The sequence below is a fragment of the Methanosarcina mazei S-6 genome, from assembly GCF_000970205.1.
Lineage (GTDB): Archaea > Halobacteriota > Methanosarcinia > Methanosarcinales > Methanosarcinaceae > Methanosarcina > Methanosarcina mazei.
The window spans coordinates 3,924,114-3,949,739 of record NZ_CP009512.1 but is presented as its reverse complement, the minus strand read 5'-3'; the positions used below and the strand labels follow the sequence as shown (position 1 = coordinate 3,949,739).

The 25,626-nt window shown below is 44.1% G+C and carries 22 protein-coding genes; 7 read left to right on the top strand and 15 right to left on the bottom strand.

What is annotated here, in order from left to right; genetic code table 11:
* Positions 1–541: 541 nt before the first annotated feature.
* Together MSMAS_RS16960 and MSMAS_RS16955 are read left to right on the top strand one after the other, a co-directional pair.
* Positions 542–3,811: a DEAD/DEAH box helicase gene (locus tag MSMAS_RS16960; protein WP_048046853.1), complete on the top strand. Its 3,270-nt coding sequence runs from the start codon at positions 542–544 to the stop codon at positions 3,809–3,811.
* A 1-nt stretch (position 3,812) separates the two neighbouring features.
* Positions 3,813–4,751, top strand: coding sequence for an SWIM zinc finger family protein (locus MSMAS_RS16955; RefSeq protein ID WP_048046851.1), 939 nt, complete (start codon positions 3,813–3,815; stop codon positions 4,749–4,751).
* A gap of 60 nt (positions 4,752–4,811) precedes the next feature.
* Here the strand turns inward: MSMAS_RS16955 and MSMAS_RS16950 are convergent, their stop codons facing one another.
* From MSMAS_RS16950 to MSMAS_RS16940, 5 genes are all read right to left on the bottom strand, one after another.
* Positions 4,812–5,072, bottom strand: a complete 261-nt coding sequence (locus MSMAS_RS16950) for a FeoA family protein (protein WP_048037160.1) — start codon at positions 5,070–5,072, stop codon at positions 4,812–4,814.
* Entirely contained in the window at positions 5,069–5,233 is a 165-nt protein-coding gene (locus MSMAS_RS19320; RefSeq protein WP_164477245.1) for a hypothetical protein, read from the bottom strand. The genes MSMAS_RS16950 and MSMAS_RS19320 overlap by 4 nt, the downstream gene beginning before the upstream one ends.
* Before the next feature lie 125 nt (positions 5,234–5,358).
* The gene (locus MSMAS_RS18450; protein ID WP_080925802.1) at positions 5,359–5,589 is read right to left on the bottom strand and encodes a hypothetical protein; all 231 of its coding nucleotides are present in this window, start codon (positions 5,587–5,589) and stop codon (positions 5,359–5,361) included.
* Between the two features lies 1 nt (position 5,590).
* Entirely contained in the window at positions 5,591–5,758 is a 168-nt protein-coding gene (locus MSMAS_RS18445) for a hypothetical protein (RefSeq protein WP_080925801.1), read from the bottom strand.
* A gap of 236 nt (positions 5,759–5,994) precedes the next feature.
* Positions 5,995–6,792, bottom strand: coding sequence for a helix-turn-helix transcriptional regulator (locus MSMAS_RS16940; protein ID WP_011033430.1), 798 nt, complete (start codon positions 6,790–6,792; stop codon positions 5,995–5,997).
* Between the two features lie 452 nt (positions 6,793–7,244).
* Between MSMAS_RS16940 and MSMAS_RS16935 the strand changes: the two genes are divergently transcribed.
* Together MSMAS_RS16935 and alaS are read left to right on the top strand one after the other, a co-directional pair.
* Complete coding sequence (locus MSMAS_RS16935; RefSeq protein ID WP_011033431.1) at positions 7,245–7,505, top strand: YhbY family RNA-binding protein; 261 nt, start codon at positions 7,245–7,247, stop codon at positions 7,503–7,505.
* Between the two features lie 487 nt (positions 7,506–7,992).
* Entirely contained in the window at positions 7,993–10,773 is a 2,781-nt protein-coding gene (alaS, locus tag MSMAS_RS16930; protein WP_048046848.1) for an alanine--tRNA ligase, read from the top strand.
* A gap of 136 nt (positions 10,774–10,909) precedes the next feature.
* Here the strand turns inward: alaS and MSMAS_RS16925 are convergent, their stop codons facing one another.
* From MSMAS_RS16925 to MSMAS_RS16905, 5 genes are all read right to left on the bottom strand, one after another.
* A complete protein-coding gene (locus MSMAS_RS16925) occupies positions 10,910–11,950 on the bottom strand; it encodes a methyltransferase domain-containing protein (RefSeq protein WP_015411857.1) in 1,041 nt (346 codons plus the stop codon).
* A gap of 170 nt (positions 11,951–12,120) precedes the next feature.
* The gene (locus MSMAS_RS16920; protein WP_011033434.1) at positions 12,121–13,089 is read right to left on the bottom strand and encodes a GNAT family N-acetyltransferase; all 969 of its coding nucleotides are present in this window, start codon (positions 13,087–13,089) and stop codon (positions 12,121–12,123) included.
* A gap of 415 nt (positions 13,090–13,504) precedes the next feature.
* Complete coding sequence (locus MSMAS_RS16915; protein ID WP_011033435.1) at positions 13,505–14,632, bottom strand: isocitrate/isopropylmalate dehydrogenase family protein; 1,128 nt, start codon at positions 14,630–14,632, stop codon at positions 13,505–13,507.
* Positions 14,633–14,727: 95 nt separating this feature from the next.
* The gene (locus MSMAS_RS16910) at positions 14,728–15,216 is read right to left on the bottom strand and encodes a 3-isopropylmalate dehydratase small subunit (protein WP_011033436.1); all 489 of its coding nucleotides are present in this window, start codon (positions 15,214–15,216) and stop codon (positions 14,728–14,730) included.
* Positions 15,217–15,440: 224 nt separating this feature from the next.
* On the bottom strand, positions 15,441–16,784 hold the full coding sequence (locus MSMAS_RS16905; protein ID WP_011033437.1) for an ATP-binding protein: 1,344 nt from the start codon (positions 16,782–16,784) through the stop codon (positions 15,441–15,443).
* Between the two features lie 594 nt (positions 16,785–17,378).
* On the opposite strand from MSMAS_RS16905, the gene MSMAS_RS16900 reads away from it, so the two are divergent.
* Positions 17,379–18,290 (top strand): helix-turn-helix transcriptional regulator, encoded by a 912-nt coding sequence (locus tag MSMAS_RS16900; RefSeq protein ID WP_011033438.1) that lies wholly within the window; start codon positions 17,379–17,381, stop codon positions 18,288–18,290.
* Between the two features lie 444 nt (positions 18,291–18,734).
* Here MSMAS_RS16900 and MSMAS_RS16895 read toward each other — a convergent pair whose 3' ends face one another.
* Positions 18,735–19,805, bottom strand: a complete 1,071-nt coding sequence (locus MSMAS_RS16895) for a formate--phosphoribosylaminoimidazolecarboxamide ligase (RefSeq protein WP_011033439.1) — start codon at positions 19,803–19,805, stop codon at positions 18,735–18,737.
* A gap of 199 nt (positions 19,806–20,004) precedes the next feature.
* On the opposite strand from MSMAS_RS16895, the gene MSMAS_RS16890 reads away from it, so the two are divergent.
* Together MSMAS_RS16890 and truA are read left to right on the top strand one after the other, a co-directional pair.
* Entirely contained in the window at positions 20,005–20,961 is a 957-nt protein-coding gene (locus tag MSMAS_RS16890; protein WP_011033440.1) for an ArsR/SmtB family transcription factor, read from the top strand.
* Positions 20,962–20,972: 11 nt separating this feature from the next.
* Positions 20,973–21,782, top strand: coding sequence for a tRNA pseudouridine(38-40) synthase TruA (truA, locus tag MSMAS_RS16885; protein ID WP_011033441.1), 810 nt, complete (start codon positions 20,973–20,975; stop codon positions 21,780–21,782).
* A gap of 145 nt (positions 21,783–21,927) precedes the next feature.
* Here truA and MSMAS_RS16880 read toward each other — a convergent pair whose 3' ends face one another.
* From MSMAS_RS16880 to map, 4 genes are all read right to left on the bottom strand, one after another.
* Entirely contained in the window at positions 21,928–22,974 is a 1,047-nt protein-coding gene (locus MSMAS_RS16880; RefSeq protein WP_048036976.1) for a TRM11 family SAM-dependent methyltransferase, read from the bottom strand.
* Between the two features lie 500 nt (positions 22,975–23,474).
* Positions 23,475–23,762, bottom strand: a complete 288-nt coding sequence (locus tag MSMAS_RS16875) for a YunC family protein (RefSeq protein ID WP_011033443.1) — start codon at positions 23,760–23,762, stop codon at positions 23,475–23,477.
* Between the two features lie 62 nt (positions 23,763–23,824).
* Positions 23,825–24,634: a hypothetical protein gene (locus MSMAS_RS16870; RefSeq protein ID WP_226987716.1), complete on the bottom strand. Its 810-nt coding sequence runs from the start codon at positions 24,632–24,634 to the stop codon at positions 23,825–23,827.
* A gap of 60 nt (positions 24,635–24,694) precedes the next feature.
* Complete coding sequence (map, locus tag MSMAS_RS16865) at positions 24,695–25,585, bottom strand: type II methionyl aminopeptidase (protein WP_011033445.1); 891 nt, start codon at positions 25,583–25,585, stop codon at positions 24,695–24,697.
* Between the last annotated feature and the right edge of the window lie 41 nt (positions 25,586–25,626).

The window sequence follows — 25,626 nt, the reverse complement described above, 5'->3', positions numbered from 1 at the left end:
TAAGTGAAGATGATAGGATTTTGTAAAGAAATGAGCTTGAAAAAATAGCGATCTAAATACTGACTGCGAAATCTCAAAAATCATTTCTCTTCATTTTCTTCATTCATCTCTGAAACAAGCCTGCTATAATTACTTTTTATTTCTATTGTAGTGGGATGACTTTGTCCCAACTTTTTTCGGCTATTTCCGGTGCTCTTCGATAAAGCGGGAATGCTTTTTCATAAGCTTCGATGAACTCTTTCCTGTCAACGAACGGGCATTCTACTTTTTCATCAAAATTTGTAGGACAAACTGACACTCAAATCCTCGACACTCAGTTCTTGGTCAGCTTAAAGTTCTGACCTATTGAAGTATTTTCAACTTGTCCTATATTACACTGCTGAAATCTTCCAATTTCAAAAATCAGACAAAAGAGACCCACCAATAATAAGCTGGAATTATAAGCCGGAACTTTTCCGGAATATCTATTGTAGAATCAATGGAGCTTTAAAACAGCTTCCCCCTATCATTTTTAATATATCTTCCTTCTTTATCCAATTATATGATAATTCTTCATGCAGGAAGAGTTGGAAAACAGTTCTTCTTATGGGGTGAAAGCCCGGCAGAAAATGAAACTCCGGTTGTTCGGCGCGGGAGAAAGCCTAAAACCCCTATCGTAAAACCTTACCCTTACGATTCGGGCTTTGAAAACCTGTCTTCTGCCCTTGAGCTGCTGCTGGGCAGTACTGACCGGAAAAAGGCGGAGAAAATCAACGTCTGGACCCCAACTATCGGAGGGAATCCTGTCCCTTCCAGCCCTCTTGTTGCTGAAATTTCGGATTCGAAAGCAGAACCTGCACTGGCTCCCTGTACTGTTCACGCATATCCTCTGGAAGCTGAAGAAGCTATTGTTCTCCTCTGCACCTGTATGGAAAAAAAGGTTCTGGCTCCCGGTATCATCTCGGGAAATGACCTTCTCTGGTGGGCAGATGCCCTGAAATTTGCAGGCTCGCTGGTAGCAGGGCAGAAATATTTGCCTGGCGTCAGGGGCGGGGAAGGAGAGTACAGGGCTTTCTGGGAACCCGTATTTTCCGGCGAAGATGCCGGAAAGCTGGCAAAACTTGCAAAGCAAATGCCTCCTGCTGCAAGGGCTCTTGCTCCTGAAGCCTCTTCCATGCCGCCGGAAATGCCTGCTGCTTTAGCGGCAAAGCAGTTTATTGAAGACTCTCTCGACTGGATAGTCCGGTCCGAGATCGGGGAAAAAAAGCTTGCAAAAGAGACGCGCAAAAGAAAATCCTTTGATAGCGTCCATGATGCCTGGGTTTCTGCTCTTAGAAGCCCTGAAGGGCTGATCTATGGAGACGAAAACGAACTTCTGCAGCTTGCGGCCCGGACCCGCGAATGGCAGCGCCCACTCACCATCCTTACCACTTCTCCTTTCAGGTTCTGTTTCCGTCTTGAAGAACCGGCTTTAGAAGAAGAGATCGAAGAAACTGAAGAAACCGAAGAAATAGAAGAAAATGAAGCCGGGAAAAGAGATACTAAAAAAGGCAGGGAAGGGATAGCTGATATAGAAGTTCCCGAAGGGCTCTGGTACGTCCGTTATATGCTTCAGTCCTACGAAGACCCGAGCCTTCTGATCCCTGTAAAAGAAGCCTGGAAGCCAAAAAAAGGCAGCCCGTTGAAAAAATACGATGTGAAAAACATTCGCCAATTCCTGTTATCTTCCCTTGGACAGGCTTCCAGTATAAGTGCAGGAATTGCTTCGAGTCTTGAAGCTCCCAACCCATCTGGATATTCCCTTGATACTAAAGAGGCTTACCGCTTTCTGACTGAAAGTGCAGCGAATTTAAGTCAGGCCGGTTTCGGGGTACTTCTCCCTGGCTGGTGGACCCGTAAAGGTACAAAGACACACTTAAAAGCCCAGGCTAATGTTAAGGGCAAGAAGAAGTTGCAGGCCGGATACGGGCTTACACTCGATGAAATCGTCAGCTTTGACTGGGAAATCGCCCTTGGAGACAGGGTACTGACAGTCAGAGAACTGCAGGCTCTTGCAAAGCTTAAAGCTCCGCTTGTGAAATTCCGCGGGCAGTGGGTTGAGGTAAACGATGCGGAAATCAGGGCTGCCCTTGAGTTCTGGAAGAAAAATCCCAACGGTGAAGCAAGTCTGCGTGAAGTTCTAAAACTGGCAGTGGGAGTTTCCGAAAAAGCCGATGGTGTGAACGTTGAAGGGCTCAATGCAACCGGATGGATTGGAGAATTAATCAGCCGCTTAAAAGACAAAACCGGGTTTGAAGAACTTCCTGCTCCCAACGGCTTTTCAGGCACCCTTCGGCCATATCAGTTCAGAGGTTACTCCTGGCTGGCTTTTCTGAGGCAGTGGGGTATAGGAGCCTGCCTTGCAGACGATATGGGGCTTGGTAAAACCGTCCAGACTCTTGCTCTTATTCAGCACGACCTGGAACAGGCTAAAGAGAAAGCTGAAGAAAAGATTGAAGAACCGGCTGAAGAAAAGATTGAAGAAAAAGTTGACGGACGTAAGGCCCCAAAACCTGTTCTTCTGGTTTGTCCTACCTCTGTTATCAACAACTGGAAAAAAGAGGCTTCCCGCTTTACGCCAGAACTTTCGGTAATGGTCCACCACGGGACCAGCCGGAAAAAGGAAGAGGAATTCAAGAAGGAAGCCATGAATCATGCTATTGTCATCTCAAGCTATGGCCTTGTGCAGCGGGATCTTAAATTTTTAAAAGAGGTTCATTGGGCAGGAGTTGTACTTGACGAAGCCCAGAACATCAAAAACCCGGAAACCAAACAGGCAAAGGCAGCCAGGGCTCTTGAATCCGATTACCGCTTAGCTCTTACAGGGACTCCGGTTGAAAATAACGTGGGAGACCTCTGGTCCATAATGGAGTTTTTAAACCCCGGCTTCCTCGGAAGTCAGGCGGGTTTCAAGCGGAATTTCTTTATCCCCATTCAGGCAGAAAGGGATCAGGAGGCTGCAAGGAGGCTGAAAGAAATTACAGGTCCCTTCATCCTTCGCCGTTTGAAGACTGACACTTCGATTATCTCCGACCTGCCGGAAAAAATGGAGATGAAGACCTATTGTACGCTGACAAAAGAACAGGCCTCCCTCTATGCTGCAGTCCTTGAAGACATCAGAGAAGCGATTGAAGGAGCCGAAGAAGGCATCCAGAGGAAAGGTATAATCCTGTCTGCCCTTTCCAGGCTCAAGCAGGTCTGCAACCACCCTGCGCAGTTTTTGAAGGACAACTCCACTATCCCCGGCAGGTCCGGAAAACTCGCAAGGCTTACCGAAATGCTGGATGTAGTCCTGGAAAACGGGGAAAAAGCCCTTGTTTTTACCCAGTTTGCGGAGATGGGCAAAATGGTGAAAGAACACCTGCAAGCAAGCTTTGGCTGTGAAGTCCTTTTCCTGCACGGCGGGGTCCCCAGGAAGCAGAGAGACCGGATGCTTGAGAGGTTCCAGGAAGGAAAAGAATACCTCCCTATTTTTGTCCTCTCCCTTAAAGCCGGCGGCACGGGGCTTAACCTCACAGGGGCAAACCACGTTTTCCACTTTGACCGCTGGTGGAACCCGGCTGTTGAAAACCAGGCTACAGACAGGGCATTCCGTATAGGCCAGACGAAAAACGTTGAGGTCCATAAATTCATCTGCGCAGGTACGCTTGAAGAAAAAATCGATGAGATTATCGAACGCAAAGTGCAGGTCGCAGAGAACGTTGTTGGGACAGGTGAAGACTGGCTGACAGAGCTTTCCAACGATGAACTGAAGGATATTCTTGCTCTTAGAGAAGAAGCGGTAGGTGAATAAAATGGCAGCTTACTGGGACGGCTATGGTTATTATGAGCCCATAAAACCAATTGAGGTCAAAGGAGGCATCAAGGCAAAGTCCAAACGTGGAAGTTTTGTCCAGAGCTGGTGGGCAAAACGCTGGATAAAAACCCTTGAAAGCTTTAATTTGGGAGCCAGGTTAAGCCGTGGAAAAAGTTATGCCCGTAAAGGTCAGGTAACCTCTATAAAAATAGATACAGGGCTTGTAAGGGCTAAAGTCCAGGGTTCAGACCCCAGACCCTATTCGGTAACGATCAAAGTTCGGACCCTTACAGGTTCCGAATGGGATCTCCTTGCAGAAAAACTTGCTCTGAAACCTATCTTTGCGGCAAAGCTCCTCGCAGGTGAGATGCCGGAAGACATCGACTCCGCATTTAAGGAAATAGGCCTCTCCCTCTTCCCTGAAACACTCGACGATCTTGAAACAGACTGCTCCTGCCCTGACTGGTCAAACCCCTGCAAGCACATTGCAGCCGTCTACTACCTGCTCGGGGAAGAATTCGATAGGGATCCCTTCCTTATTTTTAAGCTAAGGGGCGTGGACATGGATGATTTTATGTCCATTCTCGGAAAGGGATTTGTTCCGGAAACTGCGGATCGGGTAGCAGAAGCGGAGGCTCTTACAGAAAGGACTGATGATAAAACCGGAACAGTACTCGAAGCTGAAATCTCTCCTGTTTCTCCTGAACCTCTGCCCCTTAACCCTGAAGCTTTCTGGGGAAGGTTCCCTGAAAGTACTGGAGAGGAAAAAAGCCCCTCCTTTGAGGCTCATATCCCTCAGGTTCAAGCCTCCTTTCCAAAAAGGCTTGGAAAATTCCCTTTCTGGCGTGGCGAAGAAGATTTGCTTGAAGTGCTGGAGGAAATCTACAAAGAAGCTTCACCTGCAGGGATGATGGTTTTCCTTGGAGAACGTAAATGAATGCCTTTGCATATTTTTCTTCAAGATAAATAAAATTTTTTGCCTTTTATTGGAGGCAAATCAGTAGCTGACGTAGATATGATTTGCAATTTCCCTGTCCACGGCATACCTGGTCTGATCTACCTCAAAAAGATACGACGGGGAACGCCTGAGCAGGGTGACAGGCATTCCGGGCAGGCTGCCCATTGATATTAGTTTCTGCAAAATCCCGTTGTTTTTTGTATCCGGATGGGGGATCTTTCCTTTTTTCCTGGGCTCCATTGCGGAAAGTGTGGCAGTTTTTAGAGAGGCATTCAGGCATTCTGGTTTTTTCGATATCATTTAAAGAGACTCCTCATAATCTGTGTTACCTTTGCTTCTTTTACAAGTTCGTACCCGCAGGAAGGGCAGCACTGCCTGTTGCAGTTGTGCAGTCTTCCACAGCCGGTGAATTTCGATTCATCTGCTTTTTCAAATTCGCTTCCGCAGAGGGGGCAATTCATAGTTTCACCCTCAGAGCTGTCATCAGGGTATTTACGATAAAGCCTGCAAGGAGGGCAGAGGGGAAAATGAACCCCGAGATTGCAAGTGCCATTTTAAATCCTTTCTCCTTTACTGTCATCATAAACTAGGCAATGCAGGGCATAAAGAGGGTCAGGGTAATTGCTGCAACCACAAGTTGTACACCTGTCAGCAAGCCGGCGTCATGCATTCCGTAGAGCCCTGCTGCCCCGAAGTCCCTCCTGAAGAAGCCGAAGAGGAAAACACAGCAGTCTGGGAAGGCAGCCCGATCCATACTGTAGGTTATTCCATAATTTTCAGGGCAAAGGCAAAGAGCCCGGTCAGCCTGTCTATCCATATCAGCATGCTTGCCAGCACAAAGAGGGGCAGGACTTCAAGGAAGTACCGTAGGTCTTAACGGCTATGTTTGAAAGCTTTGGAACCCTGAGCGGAGGCATTTCAAGTATGAAGGTAGGGGCTTCTCCCGGCAGAACACTGGCAGCCAGGTATCCTAAATATAAGCTCAAGCACTATTATGCCCGCCCAGGTGACCAGTCCTCCAGGGGTTTTTAGACAAATTCAGTAAAAACAGAGTCATTTAAAAACGGCTTATCTAAAAATTTTCATTTAAGGGATTTGCCTGAAAACTTCATACTCAGAAGTATCAAAAATAGCTTTAATTTGAGGTTCATGATAAATTAAGCAGGATACTCGTGACTTTAGAGCTTTAATTTGAGGTTCTGACAGCAGGCTCAAAAAACCCTTATTTTTCTTCATTTTTAATTTCCCTGCTCATATCCCTGAAGTATTCGAACAGCTCTTTTCCCCATTCTATTGCTCCTGCTTCAAAACTGATTATATACTGCCTGTCAAACCTTCCACTTTCGTTAAACAGCCCCATAAGCATTATTTTATCGGAAGATACAACAACTGCAGGGATTTCCACTTCCTTTTCGTCCAGAATAAAGAGACCTGTATTCTCCATTTTGAGGAGTTCCTTTTCTTCTTTTTTGAAATCCTCTTCGAGCCTGGCGTATACGGACTCACTCAGGACAAGGGAAATTTCAGTGCCTCTTCTGGCAAGATCAAGGAAGAAGGAAGGGAATTGAGGATGAAAATAGGAGAAAAACATAAGGATATGATTTGAGTTAGAGACATTTTTCACAAATTCAGGGTTAAGGTCAAAAGTATGGCTCAGGTCAGGCTCTATAAGGCGGTAATTCCCAAGTTCACTGATCCGTTTAATAAGATGAGGGGGGATAGGAGTGAGTTTCCTGTCTGTCCAGAACTCTTCCTGTTTTTCAAAAACTTCCAGAGTATCGAGAAGAGGCTGCATCTTTTCTATAATGATCTCTCCTATCAGGCTGAGGCGATAGACTCCTTCTTCGTGAATTACCAGGTTCTGCTCTTTAAGCTTTTTTATCTGGGGAAGAAGAGCTGTTCTTGGAACCTTAAGCCTGTCAAGGATCTCCTGGGTATTCTTCGGTCCCTCTCTCAGGAGCATGAGAAAAGCCTTTCTTTTCTCTGAAAACAGGATCAAATCAAGCAAGTTTGGGTTCATTTATTATCGCCGCCCGGAAATAGAAGAGAGGTTTTTTTTCCGGTTTTGGTTCTCTATAGCGTTAATGAATACCAGATTGATGATAAAGATGTCGAAATTATTTGAAATACTCATCCAGTTTCGGTATATATTTACTCAGGAAGCTGCAACAAATGTGTAAACCACGCAATTAACAGTAATACCGGAAGAAGGCTGTAATCTGAAATAGGCTCACCGGGAAACTTTGATATAGTTGCTGGTGAGAATGGGTGGAATTATATCCCAGGGTAAACTGGCTTTAAGTAAATATGAATTTCATCTTTAAAGTAAATGAATTTCATTTTTAAAAGAAATGAATTTCTTTAGGTAAAAAAGAATTATTTCATTGACGCTGTACATATCTCATCACACTGGTTGTGTGAGCTTTTTATAACTGGCAGGCGAGTTTAATCACTGGTTATGGAGGAAGGGCAATGGAGAAAGAAAAATTATACCGGCTGAAATCCGAAGCAAACAAAATAAGTCCTATTCTTAACATTGGAAAGAATGGGGTCACCGACACCCTGATTGAAGAACTGAATAAACAGATAAAAGCCAACAGGCTCGTAAAGGTCAAAGTACTCAAAAGCGCAGAAGAAGGAAAAGACCTGAAAACTATCGCAGATGAGCTTGCCGAAGCAACAAGGTCCACGCTTATTGATGTACGCGGCAGGACAGTTGTGCTGTACAGGTAAGATTCCGGGGAACAGCCTTACTTAAAGGCAGAACCTTACTCCTTTAGCTTTCCCCTGAATCTCGTTTTTCCGGCTCTTCAGAAAGGGACATGTCCCGGAGGCAGAGGACACACTCTTATTTTTTGTAATGAAGAATAAGGTTTTTGTATAGAAGTACCTCTAATAGTTAAGGTTCGTTATTGTGAACCTGTTTAAATATCAATTATTATATGGCATTATTATATATTTCCCCAGTATTATGTAAGCTTATATTGAAAAACAACTAACTGTAAAAGTTTATTCGTATATAAATCCGCCTGATCTCATTATTATGAGATTGATTTCATACCGCTGTACCTGAAAAATTAACGGATAAACTCGATTAAAAATCATCATATAGCACTAAAATGCCTGAAACCCCTGAATCGGTTGCGCTGGGAATCTTCTGCTTTCTTTTTGTTTCGAAATACAGCGGGGCAGATCACACCCACCATCCGGAGAGATTACTATGCTTGAAGATGAGTACCAACTTGACTTTTTCAAAAACAACGGTTTTGTCCGGAAGCAGTGCCAGAAGTGTGGCACATTCTTCTGGACACGTGACCCTGAAAGAAATACGTGTGGAGATGCGCCCTGCGACCCTTATTCCTTCATAGGAAGCCCTGTATTTTCCAGGGAATTCAATATCTCAGAGATGCGCGAATATTACCTTTCATTCTTTGAAGCTAGAGGGCATACAAGAATAAACCGCTATCCTGTGGTTGCCCGCTGGAGAGACGACATATACCTTACCATAGCTTCGATTGCAGACTTCCAGCCCTTCGTAACTTCAGGACAGGTGCCGCCTCCAGCAAACCCCCTGACAATTTCCCAGCCCTGTATCCGGTTAAATGACCTTGACTCCGTGGGCAGAAGCGGACGCCACCTGACAAACTTTGAAATGATGGCTCATCATGCTTTTAACAGAAGAGACAACGAAATTTACTGGAAAGAGCACACTCTGGAACTCTGTGATGAGCTCTTAAACTCTCTCAAGGTAAACCCTCTTGCAGTAACCTATAAAGAAGAGCCCTGGGCAGGAGGAGGCAATGCAGGACCTTGTGTGGAAGTCATTGTTCACGGGCTTGAACTTGCAACCCTTGTCTTCATGGACCTGAAGACAGACAAAAAGGGAGATATCGAGATTAAAGGCGAGACCTACTCTAAGATGGACAACTATATTGTGGATACAGGGTATGGCCTTGAGCGTTTTGTCTGGGCTTCCAGAGGTTCCCCTACAATTTATGATGCCCTTTTCCCGGGAATAGTAAACGAACTCATGGGGCTTGCAGGGATAGAACACGAACTGAACGACTCAGAATATGCAAATATCCTGGCACAAAACGCCCGCCTAGCAGGGTTTATGGACGTCAGTGAAAAGGCAAACCTGATGGAACTCAGAAAAAAGGTTGCCTCCAGCATAGGGATGACAGTGGATAAACTCTCGGCTATTATGGAGCCCGTGGAAAAAGTCTATGCAATCACCGATCACACCCGCTGTCTTACCTTCATGCTCGGAGACGGAATTATTCCCTCGAATGTTAAAGCAGGATATCTCGCACGTCTTGTCCTGAGAAGGACACTGCGCATGATGAAAGACCTTGATATCAGGATTCCACTCTCCGAAATTGTGGACATGCACATAAAGAACATGCCAGAGTACCCAGGGTTCAGGGAAAATTTCCCTGTAATTCAGGATATCCTGGAGTCAGAGGAGGAAAAGTTCAATACAACCATGGAAAGGGGCCGCAGGATCATTCAGAAGTCGGCATCCCATTTCAAGAAGACAGGCGAAAAAATCCCTCTGTCTCAGTTAACCGAACTTTACGATTCGCACGGAATTCCCCCGGAGATGGCAAAAGAAGTTGCAGCTGAAATAGGGGTAGGCGTTGAGTTCCCTGACAATTTCTATTCGATTATCGGTGAGCTTCATAACAAAGCTGAAGAAAAGGAAGAAGAAGTAATCCCTTATGCAGAGAGGCTCAAGCACCTTCCAAAGACCAAGCGCCGCTTCTATGACGAGCCCACTCGCCTTGAATTTGAAGCAGTTGTCCTTGATGTATTTGACAACCATGTCGTACTGGACAACACTTTCTTCTATGCGGAAGGAGGAGGGCAGCCTGCAGATATCGGAACCATAGTTGCCGAAGATACTGTTTACCGGGTTGTGGATGTTCAGGTCTATGAAGGTGTAATCCTTCATACAATTGAGAATCCGGGAAAGGAACTCGCTATAACTAAAGGCGAGCTTATTACCGGCAAGGTAGATGAAAAACGCAGAATGACCCTTGCAAGGCACCACACAGCAACCCATATTGTAAATGATGCAGCCAGAAAGGTTCTCGGAAAACACATCTGGCAGGCTGGTGCCCAGAAATTCGAGGACCATTCGAGGCTTGACCTCTCCCATTATAAACACATCTCCCCTGAAGAAATCAGGCAGATAGAGCTTCTGGCTAACCGCACTGTTATGGAAAACAAACGTGTGGTTACTGAATGGATGCCCAGAACTGAGGCTGAACAGGTCTATGGTTTCGGGCTTTATCAGGGCGGAGTGCCTCCAGGAGAGAAGATCAGGATTGTAAAGGTAGGAGACGATGTCGAAGCCTGCGGTGGGACTCACTGTACAAGCACCGGCATTATCGGGCCTATTAAAATCCTGAAGACTGAAAGGATTCAGGACGGTGTGGAAAGGATCGAGTTCGCAGCCGGAACAGCAGCCGTGCGTGCCATGCAGAAACTAGAGTCTCTCCTTGTTGACTCTTCAAAGACCCTGAGCGTACCCCCGGAACACCTTCCGGTAAGTGTTGACCGTTTCTTCGGGGAATGGAAAGACCTCAAGAAAGAAAATGAAAGGCTCAAAGAAGAGCTTGCCCGTTCCAGAGTTTACAGGATGCTTGGGGATGCTTCCGAGGTTTCAGGTCTGAAGGTTATCACCGAACAGGTCTCAGGGGCAGATTCCCTTGAACTCCAGAAGATAGCTACCGAACTCCTCAAGACCGAAAATGTGGTCGCCCTTCTCGCAAGCGATTTTGAAGGGGTAAAGATCGTGGCATCTGCCGGAGAAAAAGCCATGAAATGCGGTGTTAATGCCGGTAACCTTGTCCGCGAGATGTCAAAGATTGTCGGCGGAGGCGGAGGAGGAAAGCCTGCCCTTGCAATGGGCGGCGGAACCGATCCCACAAGGATTCAGGACGCTCTTACCAGAGGTCTTGAGCTTGTGAAAACAGCAGCCTGCAAAGAAGCTTGAGAGCCTGACAGGCCATTAATTGTCAGGCCTATCTACTATGAGTACATCAGTTAAAGAAGGCTCAATTAAGATCTTTTGAGCCTGAATTCAAAAAAGGGTACCGGGTTTTAAGGCCCGGCTCTTATTTTTTCCTTTTTCAGACTTTAAACAGCACTTCACAGAGGATTGCAACGCCATCTTTTACAAAAAGGTGGACAGTCTTATTTCCTTCAAGCCCTTTTTCCACTTCGTTTCGGACTTCCCAGTAATCCTCAGGCTTTACGCCCGCCCGAAGGACGACATTTCCAATGTTTTTGTCTTTCAGGAATTTATTAATCTCCCGTGGATCAAAAGGACAGATTTTCTGGATAAGGTAGTGGTTTTTAATCATGGGCTGCTTTATAAGGGCTTCCGAGGTTATTAACAGCCTCTTTTTGTCAACCCTGAATAGTTCGAAGGCTCCCATTAGAGGCCCTGCCATCTGCATCATGGATTCAATAAGTTCAGGAAGAAGCTCTGCTGCAATAACAGAAGGTTCGGGTTCATAGGCAAAGAGTTTCATTTTTTCCGTTTCCCTTATCTCTGGAAGCGGTCCGTATTGTGAAACCAGCCCTTCTCCCGCAGGCAGGGCTACAGCCAGCCGTTCATTCTGTTTTAAATCACCGAAATAAAGAGTCAAACGGTTGAGCTGGCCATCCAGGGAAATATACTCTTTCTCGCAGTCAAAAGGAATCCTTTCCGGGGGCATCTGGGGAGGGGCTTCAAAGGCAAAATTCTTTGTCTTTTCCCCATAGGCTGAAAGCACATTCGGGATCCCGGGTTCAAGGCTTGAGACCTGCCTTTTATCTTCTTCGGCAGGGCGGAAGGGATCTGAAAAAACAACATCTACTGCCGGTATTTGCTCGATAACCTTCGGATCAAGCGCATCCCCACAGATGAATTTCACATTGTCAAGCCCGTACATCTCACAGTTCTTTTTCGCATATTCTATTTTTTTAGGGTCGATTTCCACTGCATATACAAACTCGCACTGCTGCGCAAAAAAGACGGTTTGCCCTCCTATCCCGCAGCTGATATCAGCAAGAGTTCCGCATTTCAAGCGCTGCGCCCTGTAGCGGGCGATAGGCTCAGGGGTCGCAAAGCGCACGCTTTCCTTATCCCCGTGCAGGGGCTTTTCAAATTGCTTTTTCCGTGCCACATCGATCAGAGGATTAGTAGGAGTTTTATGAGATTTAAAGGCAACTGAAAAAGAAAATCGCAGAATTGCTCCAGTCCATATCTGATCTCTGCGGTAATACTCCATAAACTCAACAATCCGAACTTGCCTGCCCTGAACAGGGTTGAAACGGATAATTCTGAAATAGTCTCTCAGGGGATCATATCTCTGATATCAACGTAAAATGGGCTGAAAACAGGGAGCTCCCTTTCGAAAGATCTGGCAAACACATTCCAGGTTTCAGTCTGTGGTTTTAGCTTTTTCGTTATTGCAAGAAGATCATCCTCAGGATCTGTCATAGCCATTAGAAAATCCTGTCTCCTGTCAAATGAGATATTATTCAAATGCTTAAGAAGCGCCAGCATAGCATCGTTTTGTCTCTTGTCAAATGCGTAATCCACGATATAAAGTACCCTGAAATGTTCTCCTTCAGCTGGAAACTCTGGAACTTTCGTAATATGGCTTAAAGCTCCAAAAACTGATGCCATCATTTTCATTGCTGCTGGCTCTCTGGCATAATATAAATGAGCCAGTCCTGAACTGTCCCATAATCCTGCACAGGCTGCGATTTTATTCTCTTTGTCTCTGACTGTCCAGAAGTTTTCCGGTCCATATCCAGGAATGAATCTCAGACGTGATCCAAAAGTTTGAGCGGTAAAAGGCATGAAGTGCCTGAATCCCGAGTTGTATTCGTTAATGAGATTAACTGCATCATTAATTTTCTTTGTATCAACAGGCTTTATTGAATATTCTGGAGGAACATCCAGCTTCTTATAAGTCGATATCCCTGGAAATTTGATACTCCTCATTTCAGAATATCCCATCTTCTCAAATAAGAACCGGGAGGCTTTGTTTGGCTCGTATATATAACAGTAAGCATAAGCCGCCTCCATTTCCTGCGCCTTCTTTTCCGCTTCTTTAATAAGTCTTGTGGCAATTCCTGTCCTTTGAAAAGCCGGATCAACCATCACTTCAGTAATGTACACATACTTTTCTTTTTGTTCAGGTGTTGTTTTTAACGTTAAACCAATCCAGCCAGCAACTTTCCCACCCTCTTCTGCCACAAATACATCCCAGTTATCGTACATTTTATAACGGGTAATGATATCCTTCTTATCCACACCCATTGCACATTTTTCGTCCCCCTGGGACAGAGCTTTTCTATTTCAAGCATCCTTTGATTATCGCCCTTATTAAAGGTCTGATCGAAACCATACCTGTCGCTTCCCTTCATTATTCGCCCTTCATACTCCATGATTACTCAAGTTTATATTACTCAAGTTTATTATTCTTTCATTTATATATGCAAATTTTGCATTTTAACTTTTAACGAAAGAAAAAATTTGCATATTTAAGGTATGGGACCCAATTTATAAAACCAGAAAGGGGAAGATGAACGGAAGATGTTAGCTTCTCAGTAACCCCTACAAAACAGTAATTGTAATAATAGCCCGGAGATTTTTGGAGTTTACTTCAAAATTGTCCTTGAAACTTGACTTTATTCAGAAAAGAAAATGTAGTGGAGGGAGGTTTAAATTATTCTCCCTTTATTATCCTTGCAATGTCGTCTCCGACATCTGAGGTAGTATTTTTGCCGCCCATATCGTAGGTCTTTACTTTGCCGTCCAGGATATTTTTCTGGATTGCATTGACTATGGTATCTGCGGCTTCCTTTTCTCCGAGCTGTTCTATGAGCATTGCACCTGCCCAGATTGTTGCGATCGGGTTTACCTTGTTCTGGCCCTTGTACTTAGGGGCTGAACCGTGGATGGGCTCAAACATGCTTGTGCCGTTCGGGTTAATGTTTCCGCCCGGGGCGAGTCCGAGGCCGCCCTGGATCATGGCTCCGAGGTCGGTGATGATGTCTCCGAACATGTTCGGGGTTACTACCACATCGAACCATTCAGGGTTTTTCACAAACCACATTGTGATAGCGTCAACGAAGTTGAAGTCTGTGGTAAAACCAGGATGCTTTTCGGCAACTGCGTTGAACTCTTCTCTCCAGAACCCGTAGATGTCGGAAAGGACGTTTGCCTTGTCAACAGATGAGACGTGTTTCTTCCGGTTTTCTGCAAGGTCAAAAGCGTACTCAATAACACGCTTTGTGCCCTCTTTGGAGATAAGGCCTATCTGGTATCCTATTTCTTCGCTGTCGGTCTCGATGTCGAGGCCGAACTTTGCGGAGTAAAGTGTCCTCTTGACTTCAAGGAGGTCTTTACTCGCTCCTTTTTTTGCCCTGCCGCCAATGCCTATGTAGAAGTCCTCGGTATTTTCCCTTACCACGACAAAGTCAATGTCTTTTGATGTCTTGTCCTTTATCGGGGTCCAGACACCCTCAAGGAGTTTTATCGGGCGCAGGTTAATGTACTGGTCAAAGTAAAAGCGTGCAGTTAATAAGATCCCCTTTTCAAGGACACCTGGGGCAATCCTCGGGTCTCCTATGGAGCCAAGATAAATTGCAGGGTAGCCGGATAATTCCTTTAAGGTCTCTTCCGAGATCAGCTCACCCGTTTCCAGGTAGTGGTCTGCTCCATGAGGATATTCTATCCATTCTACATCAAAACCAAATCTTTCGCCTGCAGCATCTATGACTTTTCTGCCTTCGGCGATGATTTCTGGTCCAATCCCATCTCCTGGGAGGACGGGAACCTTATACTGCGTCATGTTTATACTCCTTTCTAGTTTAGAGGCAAAACTGCCTTTTCAGTGCGAGATGTCAAACGTGGATCAGGATTTTTTCGGGACAGGCTTCCTGTTTTTCAGCGCTCAGAGACCAGCTTCCGGGCATATTCTATAAGTCCTCCCTCATCCACGATTTCGCGAACGAAATCCGGTAGAGGGGTTGCCTGATAGGTCTCTCCTTTTGTCCTGTTCTGAATGACCCCTGTTGAAATATCTACTTCGAGTTCATCTCCGTCATCTATTTTATCCGTATCCGGGCATTCAAGGACAGGAACTCCGATATTGATCGCGTTTCTGAAAAAGATCCTTGCGAAAGACTTTGCAATCACACAGGATACCTTTGACCCTTTAAGGGCGAGGGGTGCATGTTCGCGCGAGGACCCGCAGCCGAAATTACTTCCTGCAACCACAATGTCATTTTCATGAACATTTTTTGCGAAATCAGGGCGCACACCTTCAAATGTATACTTAGCAAGCTCTCCCGGGGTATTGAATATCAGGTACCTTCCGGGTATCACTGCATCCGTATCCACGTCATCTCCGAATTTCCAGGCTCTTCCTTTCATGAAATCACCAGTAATTTGCTGTAATTAAATGCTGTTGATTGATATAATATTCACAGCCTGTAACTCAGCTAAACTCACAGGTTTGAAGATCACAGGTAATATTTAAAATTATTTTCTGACATGATCAAAAAAAGGTTAACGAATGCTTAATAATTATTTACGTTTTACGCTATTTTGCCTGGAAATTCGGTAAACAGATGCTTATTTTAAAGTCCTGATTCAATTTATCTGAATTTCTCCGGGATTTGAATTTTTATTTCTTCTTTTTCCCTTTTGCAGGGGTCGAGTGCACTTGGCTCTCCTCCTCCGTGCCAGCTCCTTCTTGGGCGGATTCGGACCATATGGACAGATTCGGAATGGTCGTCAACTATCAATGCAGCACCCCTTTCGCTCCCCATTTTCTTCAGGTATGCCCTGAGGCTTTCCTGCATATAAAGGGGCCTGGAACTCTCAAGGGCGAGGATGTCGTCACTTGAGGTGAGGCGGTGGCAGATAAGAAGGTCGCTCTGCGAGACAACATCAGGGTGGAGGCTTGCAGGTCTCTGGGTTGCAAGTACAAGGGAGAGACCGGGCTGCCTTCCCTGCCGGAGGCATCGGTTTATAAGAACTTCGGAAGCAAGGCTTTCAGCTTTCGCAGGTACGAAAATATGGGCTTCGTCTATAAACAGCCAGACCATGGGGAATTCTTTTTCTTCTAATTTTTCCCCCATCTGTTTCTTTTCGTAGAGCCTTCTTGCCTCAAGCCGTTCTGCATAAAGCCTGCCTGCAAGAATCGACACTGCCGCAGCGCAGACGTTTTCGTTTTCAAGGGTGCTTACATCCAGGATTGTTGTCCTGCCTCCTGCTATCAATACTGACAGGGGCGTTCCTTCTTTGGAGAACAGACCCCATGATTTCACAGCCCTGAAATAGTTTTCAGCAGCCCCTTTTGATGCTGAATCCGATCTCTCGTCCAGAAATATCTCGTTAATAATATCTTCAAAAGAATACGGGTCTTCCTTCTCCCTCAGGGATTCGACAACTCTTACAAGCAGAATTCCAAGGGGAGAAACCTCTTCGACCCTGAGAATCCTGCACCACTGGCTACCTGAGAGTTCCCGAATTGAGATCGAAAAAGGCTTTACCTCTATGTTTCGTTTCTTATAAGCTTCAATATTCCCAGCTGGCACGAAAACCTCTATTTCAAGCCCTGCAGGAGGGAGTCCCCAGCTTTTCAGTCTTCCTGCTTCGGATGAGTTCGGAGTCCTCATCGTCCAGAAAATCCCCATAGTGTCGATAATAAGGGCTGCAAGGTTTCCTTTAACAGGCTCAGGAAGAAATGCAAGCTCCTCCAGCATGCAGCCCATTGTATAAGATTTTCCGTACCCTCTTTTTCCACAGATCAAAACGGCATGAGGTTTCAGGGCATCGAGATAAACGTCAGCTCCCCTTGAATGGTCGAGCGCCATATAGTTCCCAAGAAACAGAAGCCCTTCCCCGTTGTTTTCTTCATTACCGAGGACACGCAGTGTCCCGCCGAACTTTCCCCCAGACGCAGGTCTTAAATCTTTACTCTCTCTTTCGTGCATCACGTTTGTATCTGATAGAAAACTACTTAAAATAATTTATTCTGAACATGTAAAATAAAATTCTTAATTTTTAAGTTTCCCTCCACAGTGTTCCTTTTCAACTTTTTTAATCTGCCCTCCAGTATTTTTTGAGTAACGGACCTGTAGCTTCATTTTATGTTTTTATTTATATTTTTTACTATTAACTTGTTATTTTTTAATCATTTAACTTTTTAAAATCATATTTTTTTAGAAAAACGTTTCAATTTAAGATAAGTTTATGGCATGCTCCATCTGGATAGAAATATTTATTTATCTGCGGGATAAAAGTAAGTTATGCAGAATTGATACCTGAGTCTGCGCAGTTGTTAATATGATTACAAATTATATCGGGTCTCTCTGTCAGGCAAAAATACGGGAGAAGTTTTACACCTGGCAGACTGTTGTTTAAGGGGAGTCATGTTTCATGATAGAAGCAGCTATGCTCGACAAGGGCAAAATATCAGTAAGGGTCTACTGTTTTTATGGATAATCTGAGACAAGTCTGATAGCTGTGTCTGATAGCTGTATATCTGTAACAGCTTATAATTCACTGGAGTATGGTGGTGGGTAGTTGTGGATTCTCTTCAGAAAACTACAATGATAGATTTGCTTTTAAGGTCGGATAAAAGAAGAAAAATTTTGCTTTTTCTTAAGGAAGGACCAAAAAATATTGAGGAAATTACAGCGCTTCTTGGCTCTTCCTGTACTGCGGTTCTTCCTCAGATGAAAAAGCTAATCGAAAAGGGACTGGTCAGGCAGGAAAATAAAATTTACAGGCTTTCAACAGTCGGGATGATCGTTACTGAGAAGCTGGTTCCGCTTCTGGGAACTATTGAGGTCTTTGAAAATAACCTTGAATACTGGGCACAGAAAGACCTCACAGGAATCCCTGCTTTTTTGCGTTTGAAACTCGAGATGCTCTCCCAATATGAGGTAATCGAACCCCAGCTTAACAGGATGTTTGAGCCCCCAGAAGAATTTATAAATTCCCTCAAAAAATCCACGGAAATAATGTATTTTTCTTCTTTTTTTCAGCCCTGTTTCTCAGGTTTTGATCAGGATTTTTTAAAGAAAAGGACAGATTCTACTTTTATTTTTACAAAAAACTTTTTTGAACGGATCTCCAGCCCCCATTCTGAAGAATATGATGAACTGTTGCTCCCTGAGAGGGCGAATCTCTATGTATATGACGGCATATCTTCCCTGGTTTCGCTTACCGTGACCGAGAGGTTTATGGCGTTAATGCTTCTCAATAAAAAAGGAAAGCTCGATCAGAACCTTCTAATAAGTTCCGAAAGTGAGGCAATCGAGTGGGGTAAAGAACTTTTTATGTACTACAGAGAGATTTCTAAAAAGATTTATGGAGACAAAGCCGATCGCCTCCTCTCTGAAAAAATTATTCCCCCTGGAAAAAAATCAGGATATGGGACGGGTTCTGATCTGTTACAAATCTCCTGTTTAAGAAAAACGAAGTATAAAATGTAAATGAAGTAATTAACGTAACAATAATACATAATGTAACAATAATACATAATGTAACAATAATACATAATGTAACAATAATACATAATGTAACAATAATACATAATGTAACAATAATACATAATGTAACAATAATACATAATGTAACAATAATACATAATGTAACAATAATACATAATGTAACAATAATAAATAATGTAACAATAATACATAATGATAATAATAATAATAATAATAAATAATGTAACAATAGTAAATGAAGTAGAAGAAGCAAAAAATAGTTAAAAAGCAGAGTAAAAAAAGAAGGGCAATAAAACAGAGGAAATCGGTTTTGATACGCTAATTCCCCTAAAAATCAAATCTGAGTCAGTCAGATCCGAATTTACAAAAAATCAATTCCCTGAAAGCTGCTGAGGATTTTTCAGCAGATTCAGGACACCCGGAAGCTCAGGATATTATTTTATCCAGCTGGTTTTTCCGGACTGCCTCTTTGATTTCCTGCGCTATTCTCCTTCCGGTTGAGAGGTCTTCCTGAATAAGATCTGCATAGGGGGAACCTGAAATGTAAAGGTTCGTTCCTGCAACAATTCTGGCGGAAATCTCAAATACCTTAATTTCAAGCTCGTCAGTAAAAACAGTTTCAAGGCAGAAAGCCCCTATCATCCCGCCGAAAAGGCCAAGGGACTCTTCGACCACTCTTTCTCCAAGAGAGAAGATCAGGGGCAGGAGGGATTCCCTCGCAACAAGGGGCACGTTTCCTGTAACCACGTATGTCGGGCGAATTCCTGCTTCTATGAGTTCTCTGGGGGAACCGAGCCTGAAGATTTCATCAGCATTGGACTCTACCCTGCGGTCCATGCTGAGGAGCTCAAGGCTGCCTTCGCTTAATGTATACCCTTCGTTCCTGATAGGGGAGTAGAAGTAGTGAAGATAGTAGCGGGTTCCGGTAATGAATTCCTGAATCGTATATTTCTGGGTGCGGTCTACGAGCTCATCGAACTCTTCATAGGTTTTCGCAACGAAGAATCCTTTTCCTCCTTTTGCCCCGTCGTATTTGACCATTACAGGTCCGTTGATGTCTCGAGGGTCATCTATTTTTCCGGGCATATGGATCCCTGCTCCAAGCAGCCATTCCCGTTCCTTGCTCCTGTCTGATTCCCACTCCAGTACAGCCCGGTTCCCGAAGGTAGGTACAGCCATCTCTGCGAAATTTTCCGTACCCAGATACGCAACAAATGAACCGTGAGGAATAATTATTACATTCTTTTTCCTGAGCTCTTCAACTTTGTTCATTATGTCTTCATAGCTTTCGACAATAAGGTACTCATCAGGTTTTGCTCTGGGGAATGCCTCATAGAACTTGGGAGGTTTACCAACGCAGATCCCCATAGTTCTGAAGCCTTCTTTTCTCGCCCCATCAAAGATCTGGAGGCTTGAGTGAGAACAGACTGTTGCAATAGTGATGTTATCTAAATCGTAATTTTTCAGAAATTCAAGAACCTGCTGTTTTGTGATCATGATTGCTACCAGCGAAAAATTTAGATTAGAATATACAATGCTATATTTAAGCTTAAGGGCAGGATTCTATATATAAATATAGTAGTGGATCTATAATAACGCTCAGAAAATAAAACTTTATATTGAGATCGTTGTAAAGTACAGTATAGAGTACAATTAAAAAATACTGATAAAAAGGTTTTTAAATCAGGAAATAAGCATGAACGGGCTTGAAGATCGAGACGGTCTGTCTGAAACCGGTGAATCTCCCAGGGGTCCTGGACTCGAAGAGCAGGATAACAGGGTTCTTGTTCTCCCTGTAAATGGAGATTCAAGAAAAATTACTCAGATCCTCTCCAACGAAACCTCATTGAAGATACTTGAACTCCTGGGGAAGAAAAGCATGTCTGCAACGAATATTGCAGAAGAGCTGAAGCTTCCTCTGACAACGGTCAAATACAACCTTGATTCCCTGGTTGACTCCGACCTTATTAAAGTCAAACAGATTAAGTGGAGCCAGAAAGGCCGCCAGGTTAAGATCTATGAATCCGTGGAAAAACTGATTGTCCTTGTCCCTTCAAAAAATCCGATAGATAAACTCTCCATAATAAGCCTGCTGCAAAAATACATGGGAGTAATAGGTGCTGCAGTCTTTGCAGCTGCAGGAATAGAATACCTCTCAGCCTATCTGCGGGCAAAAAGTATCATCGATGCCACTGCCCCCCTGCGGATGGGAGTTACGGGTCCGGCAAACAGAACCTCTCCGGAAGCAACAATTATGGAGAGCTCTGAAGAAGAGAGCTTTAAGCCTGAAGCCGGAAGCCAGGGATCTGCTCTGGACGAGCATTCTATTGCAAAAGATGAAATCGTAAATGAGATCCCTGAAACAGTTGTAGAAGAACAGGAGGTTGAAGTAGCAGAGGAGGAATATCTGCCTTCGGAAACGGAGTCTACAACACTGGACGCTGATAGCGCTGAAATTCCTGTTCCCGAAGAACTGGAGTCGGGCCAGGGACTTCCCCCTGTTCCTCCCGAAGGGCTTACACATCTCGGAGGGATACACGGGATTTATGATTCACTTTCCCTTCATCCGGGGATCTGGTTCCTTTTCGGGTGCATCTTCGTGATATTTCTGGTAGTTGTAAGAGAAATCTATTATAAGAAAAAAACCAAGTAATCAGGGATTGTATGAGAGTCGCTTTAAAACTTGCATACATAGGCACCGAGTTTCATGGATCTCAGATTCAGCCTAGTGTTGAAACAGTGGAGAAAGAACTCTTCAAAGCTCTTCGGAACCTCAGGATTATAGAAAGCCCCAAATCTGCTAACTATATCTGCGCGGGCAGGACAGATGCGGGTGTTCATGCTCTTGGACAGGTTATAGCTTTTGATACGGACAGGCCAAACCTGGCAATTCCCAGAATCATAAACTCCGGACTTCCTCCAACCATATGGGTATGGGCTCATGCAGAAGTCCCCTACGATTTTGATGCCAGGAGGCATGCAGTTTCCAGGCATTATAGATACGTAATTAGCGGTGAAGGGTACGATATCTCAAAAATGAGGGAAGCTTCAAAACTGCTTCTCGGAACCCATGATTTCGAAAACTTTTCCAGATCAAACGGAGAGAAAAGTACGGTTCGTACCCTGGAAAGGATCAACGTCCGCGTGGATGGAGATATTACAAAGATTGACGTTGTAGGCAACAGTTTTCTCTGGAATATGGTGAGGAAAATAGTAACCGCCCTTTCAATGATCGGAAAAGGTGTACGTGACAATGACTGGCTGATCCAGATGTTAAATCCTGATATTTATGAAGAAGGTATTGAACCGGCTCCTGCCTATGGGTTGACCCTTATGGGAGTAAACTACGGAGAGGAAATAAACTGGATTGAAGATAACTACTCAATCCGAAGGGCAAGTGACCAGAACTCCAAGCGCATCCTCAGGTACAGGGTTATGGCTGAAGTGCTCGAGGAATTGATTTACCATGAGTAAATAACTTCATTTCCGTCTTCACTACTTTTTTTGCTTTTCCTATCAATTTTTTATCTTTATTCAGGTTCTGGCTCAGTCTCTGGCTCAGTTTCTCACTTTTTAATTATCTTTTTTTCTTTCCATTCTTTCATTCCTCCAGACAACTTCAATCCTCATCCTTCTGAAAAATTGTTATTATCCGTGTAAGGCTCCTGTGCACCCTCTGGACATATATTTCAAGGACCTTAAGCCCGGCTTTTTCCCCGTATTCAACTGATGCCTTATCAGAGACGACAACTGCAATTCCTCCGGGTTTCAGGACACGCTGGATTTCCGAAAGAGCACCCGAATATAACTCTTCCAGGGAACTGGCAAGAATTGCTGCCGACCTGCCGTAAGGAGGATCAGTAACAACTGCATCTATTGTGCAATCCTTCAGGGGAATTCTACAGGCATCCCCTTCCATCAAAAAATAGTCCAGTTCATAGGCTTCCAGGTTCATATAAGCCCCGAGGACAAGCTTTTCCTGGGCATCAATTCCCACAACCTTTGCGCCCACAAGCCCGGCTTCTACAAGTATTCCAGCAGTGCCGCAGAAGGGGTCAAGAAAGAGCTCTCCGGGCTTTATCCCGGATAAATTCGTAAGTGCACGTGCAACCCTTGGCATAAGCACACCGGGGTGGAAAAAAGGCTTGTTCTGGGGAGTCCTGGCTTCATATGCGCTCCTGTCTACAGAGGAAATCAGGGTTCCAAGTACTGCTTTTTCGCTCAGGATCAGCCGGAATTCCACATCAGCGTTTTTCAGGTTTGCCCTGAAACCTTTCCTGTAGATGCAGCCTCCAATCTTCTGTTCCAGGTACTCGCACGGAAAATCAACGTGGTGTTTAATTCTCTTTGCCCTGACAACAAAGCTTTCTCCTTCTTTTATGTATCCTTCGGGCTCAAAAGCTTCCGCAAGCTCAAGAATGGCTTCAGGGCTGTTTTCGGCAATTCCTACAACTTTCAGTATATGATGGGTCATTGCCAGCCTTTCGGTTATAGTGCATGTCAGAGTTCTTTCAATTTCCTCTTCTCTGCCTGCTATGTCCACTACAAGGCACTGGTCAACCCTGATGAAGGGCTTGAAATCAAGCTCCTCTATTTTGAGGCAGGCAAGGACTTCGGCGGCTGGCAGTTCTTCATGCTCTCCAGATAATTCAAAAGCGTATAACATGATAATCCGAAACGTGTTGATTAATGTTGATTAATATAGTTTGAAATAATCTTCAGTCAGTTCTAAACAGACGATGTCAGTTCACAGTAATGGTAATTCAAAATAATTTTGTGGAATTGAGGAACAGGAAACTGGATTTTATATAAAAGGCGTTAAGCCACTCTTATTCATAGTTTTATTTTTTGCTAACGAATACTGTTTTAATATGATTTTGATGTAATTTTATATAATTTTGATATAACTTTATATAATTTTGATATAATTTGATATGATTTTGATCCGGTTTGACATTATTCTGTATAACTTGATATAATTTTGAGTCGAAATCAAAAACGAGCTGTATATGTGCAAAAGCGGGCTACGTATACGTATAAGTAAAAATTTTCTGGACAGAATGGCCTTAAAGACCAATAAGAAACTCTAAAAGATCATTATCACAGGTCAGCTGATGACCAGCCTGTCAGAGTCCTCATAAGCTTCTGTAAAGCGGCTCCTGCCCTTCAGAACATTTTTTCCAGGGCTTCCCTGCCAGCCATCCCGGCTTCAACACCAAGATCTCTGGCAAACTTTGTGGCTTCGACAACAGTGGCTTCAAGCATGTCTTCAAAACTCTGAACGCCTTTTACCTTTGCAGCCGCATCCCCAAGGGCTTCTGCAGCGCTGACGTTGAGATAACCGCACATTAAAAATCCTTTTTCTGCTCTTATAACCAGAAGAGGATACTTCTGCATCTCAAATCGGAGGCCAAGAGCGCACCCGTTTTTAAGTGGAATCTGTTCTATGAGCATGTTTTTCTGAATTAGCCTCAAACAAGATTAACTTTTTGGACTCAGGCAGGGCCAGGGAAAAATCAGCCAGCTTTTTTAAGGATTTTTTTAAAAAAACCTTTGAGGCTCCCGGACTCTGACTTATCTCCGGTGTTCAATGTGCTGTTTTCTACTGTTCCGCTCTCGTTCTCTGCACTTTTATTCTCATTAGCTTCAATATCCTGCAGTTCGGCTTTAAAACTTTCATTTTCCGAAAGCCATAAGGTAATGTTTTTCTCAGAGTTGAAATTTCCCTTCAATACTGTACGCTTATTTTCAAACCCGAGGCTTTTGTTGTTAAGCCCCTCAATTCTCTCTGCGTCAAAACCTGATGGAAGAGTGATCGTGACATATGAATCTGGAGTTCCCATAAGCCAGATCTCTGTTCCGGTGCCGGCCTCTTCTTTGAAACCGTATATAACACTGGCACGGTTTATGATTGATGAATTTTTATAAGTTCTTCCGAGGGCTTCTTCGGGAATCCAGAACTCAATGTCTTTTAATTCAACAATTTCTGAGGTTGAATTTAGTTTTATATCAGGTTCTTCTTCTACGGCTTTCTTCATCTTTTCCCCTAAAAGGACTTCCATTTTCCGAATTTCCCAGGCATTAACAAAGCCGTCATTATTGCCTGTTTCTGCGTCTATAATTCTCCGGAATAAAACAGCTTCGTTATCTGTGGTTTTTTCGTCATAATCCCATGTTATCCCGTTTCTTTCCAGCGTTATATTATTGCCGGGAATAAAAGCTGCAGCACAGGGTTTTGCAAAAAGAACTGGGGAGAGAAGGGTCGCCAGTAAAAGACTGGCTAAGAAAAGATGATACAGTTTCAAGAATGTCAACTCTTTTTTCATTTTATTTGTCTGCCGTCCCGGTAACTTCTCATTTTTTCTGTAACTTATCTCCTCGTAAATTTATTTAGTTGTTACCTCACATCCGTCATGGGTTATTATGACAGTATGCTCTGCCTGGGAAACAAGCCCCCCGGCACTTTCAATAAGTACAGGATAGGAGTGAAGGATTCCTGCCCTTTCAAGCTGGATAAGTGAAAATTCGAGTTTATCTGATTTGAGCCAGCGTTTAGCGAAGGGGAGTTCCCTGTACTCTTCCGCCTGTTTAAGAACGTTTCTGACTGCTGGCATGCGGACAGGCTTTTTCCTTATGATGCTGTATATCTCAGCCCAGCTCCCGTCGTGTACAAGCCCTGTCCCGTTAGTTGCAAAAGGTTCGATTGCAAGAACATCTCCTTCCTTAAGGATGACCCCGCCTTCCACGTGTTTATTGGGCACTGAGGGGTTGTCGTGAGCTTCATATTGAGAAAGCCCGTGGCCTGTGAGGTTCATAATAGGACTTAAACTATAGCTGCGGATACTTTCTTCTATTGCAGTTCCTATCTCTCCTGTACTGACTCCGGGCTTAATAAGGTCTATAGCTGCTGCCAGGGCATCCTCAGAGGCTTTTACAATATCAGGATTGCCTGAAAGGTCCACAGTTATTGCCGAATCTGCTATGTACCCATCAACATGAACTCCAAGGTCCAGCTTCACCATATCTTTTCCAAAAACGTCCTTATCTCCTGCTTTCGGGGTTGCATGGGCAGCCTCCTGGTTTCTTGAGATATTGCAGGGAAATGCAGGTTTGCCTCCCAGTTCTATGGTTTTATTTTCTACAAATTCGGCAACTTCAAGCAGGCTGTTTCCTACTTTTATCATATCTGCAGCCTCAGCCCTGACAATTTTCAGGATTCTGCCTGCTTCTCTATACTTTTCAAGAACATCTTCTCTGTTGTAAACATTATCTGTCATATTAACCCCGCTTCAGGATGCGTTTATACAAATCCTGGGTA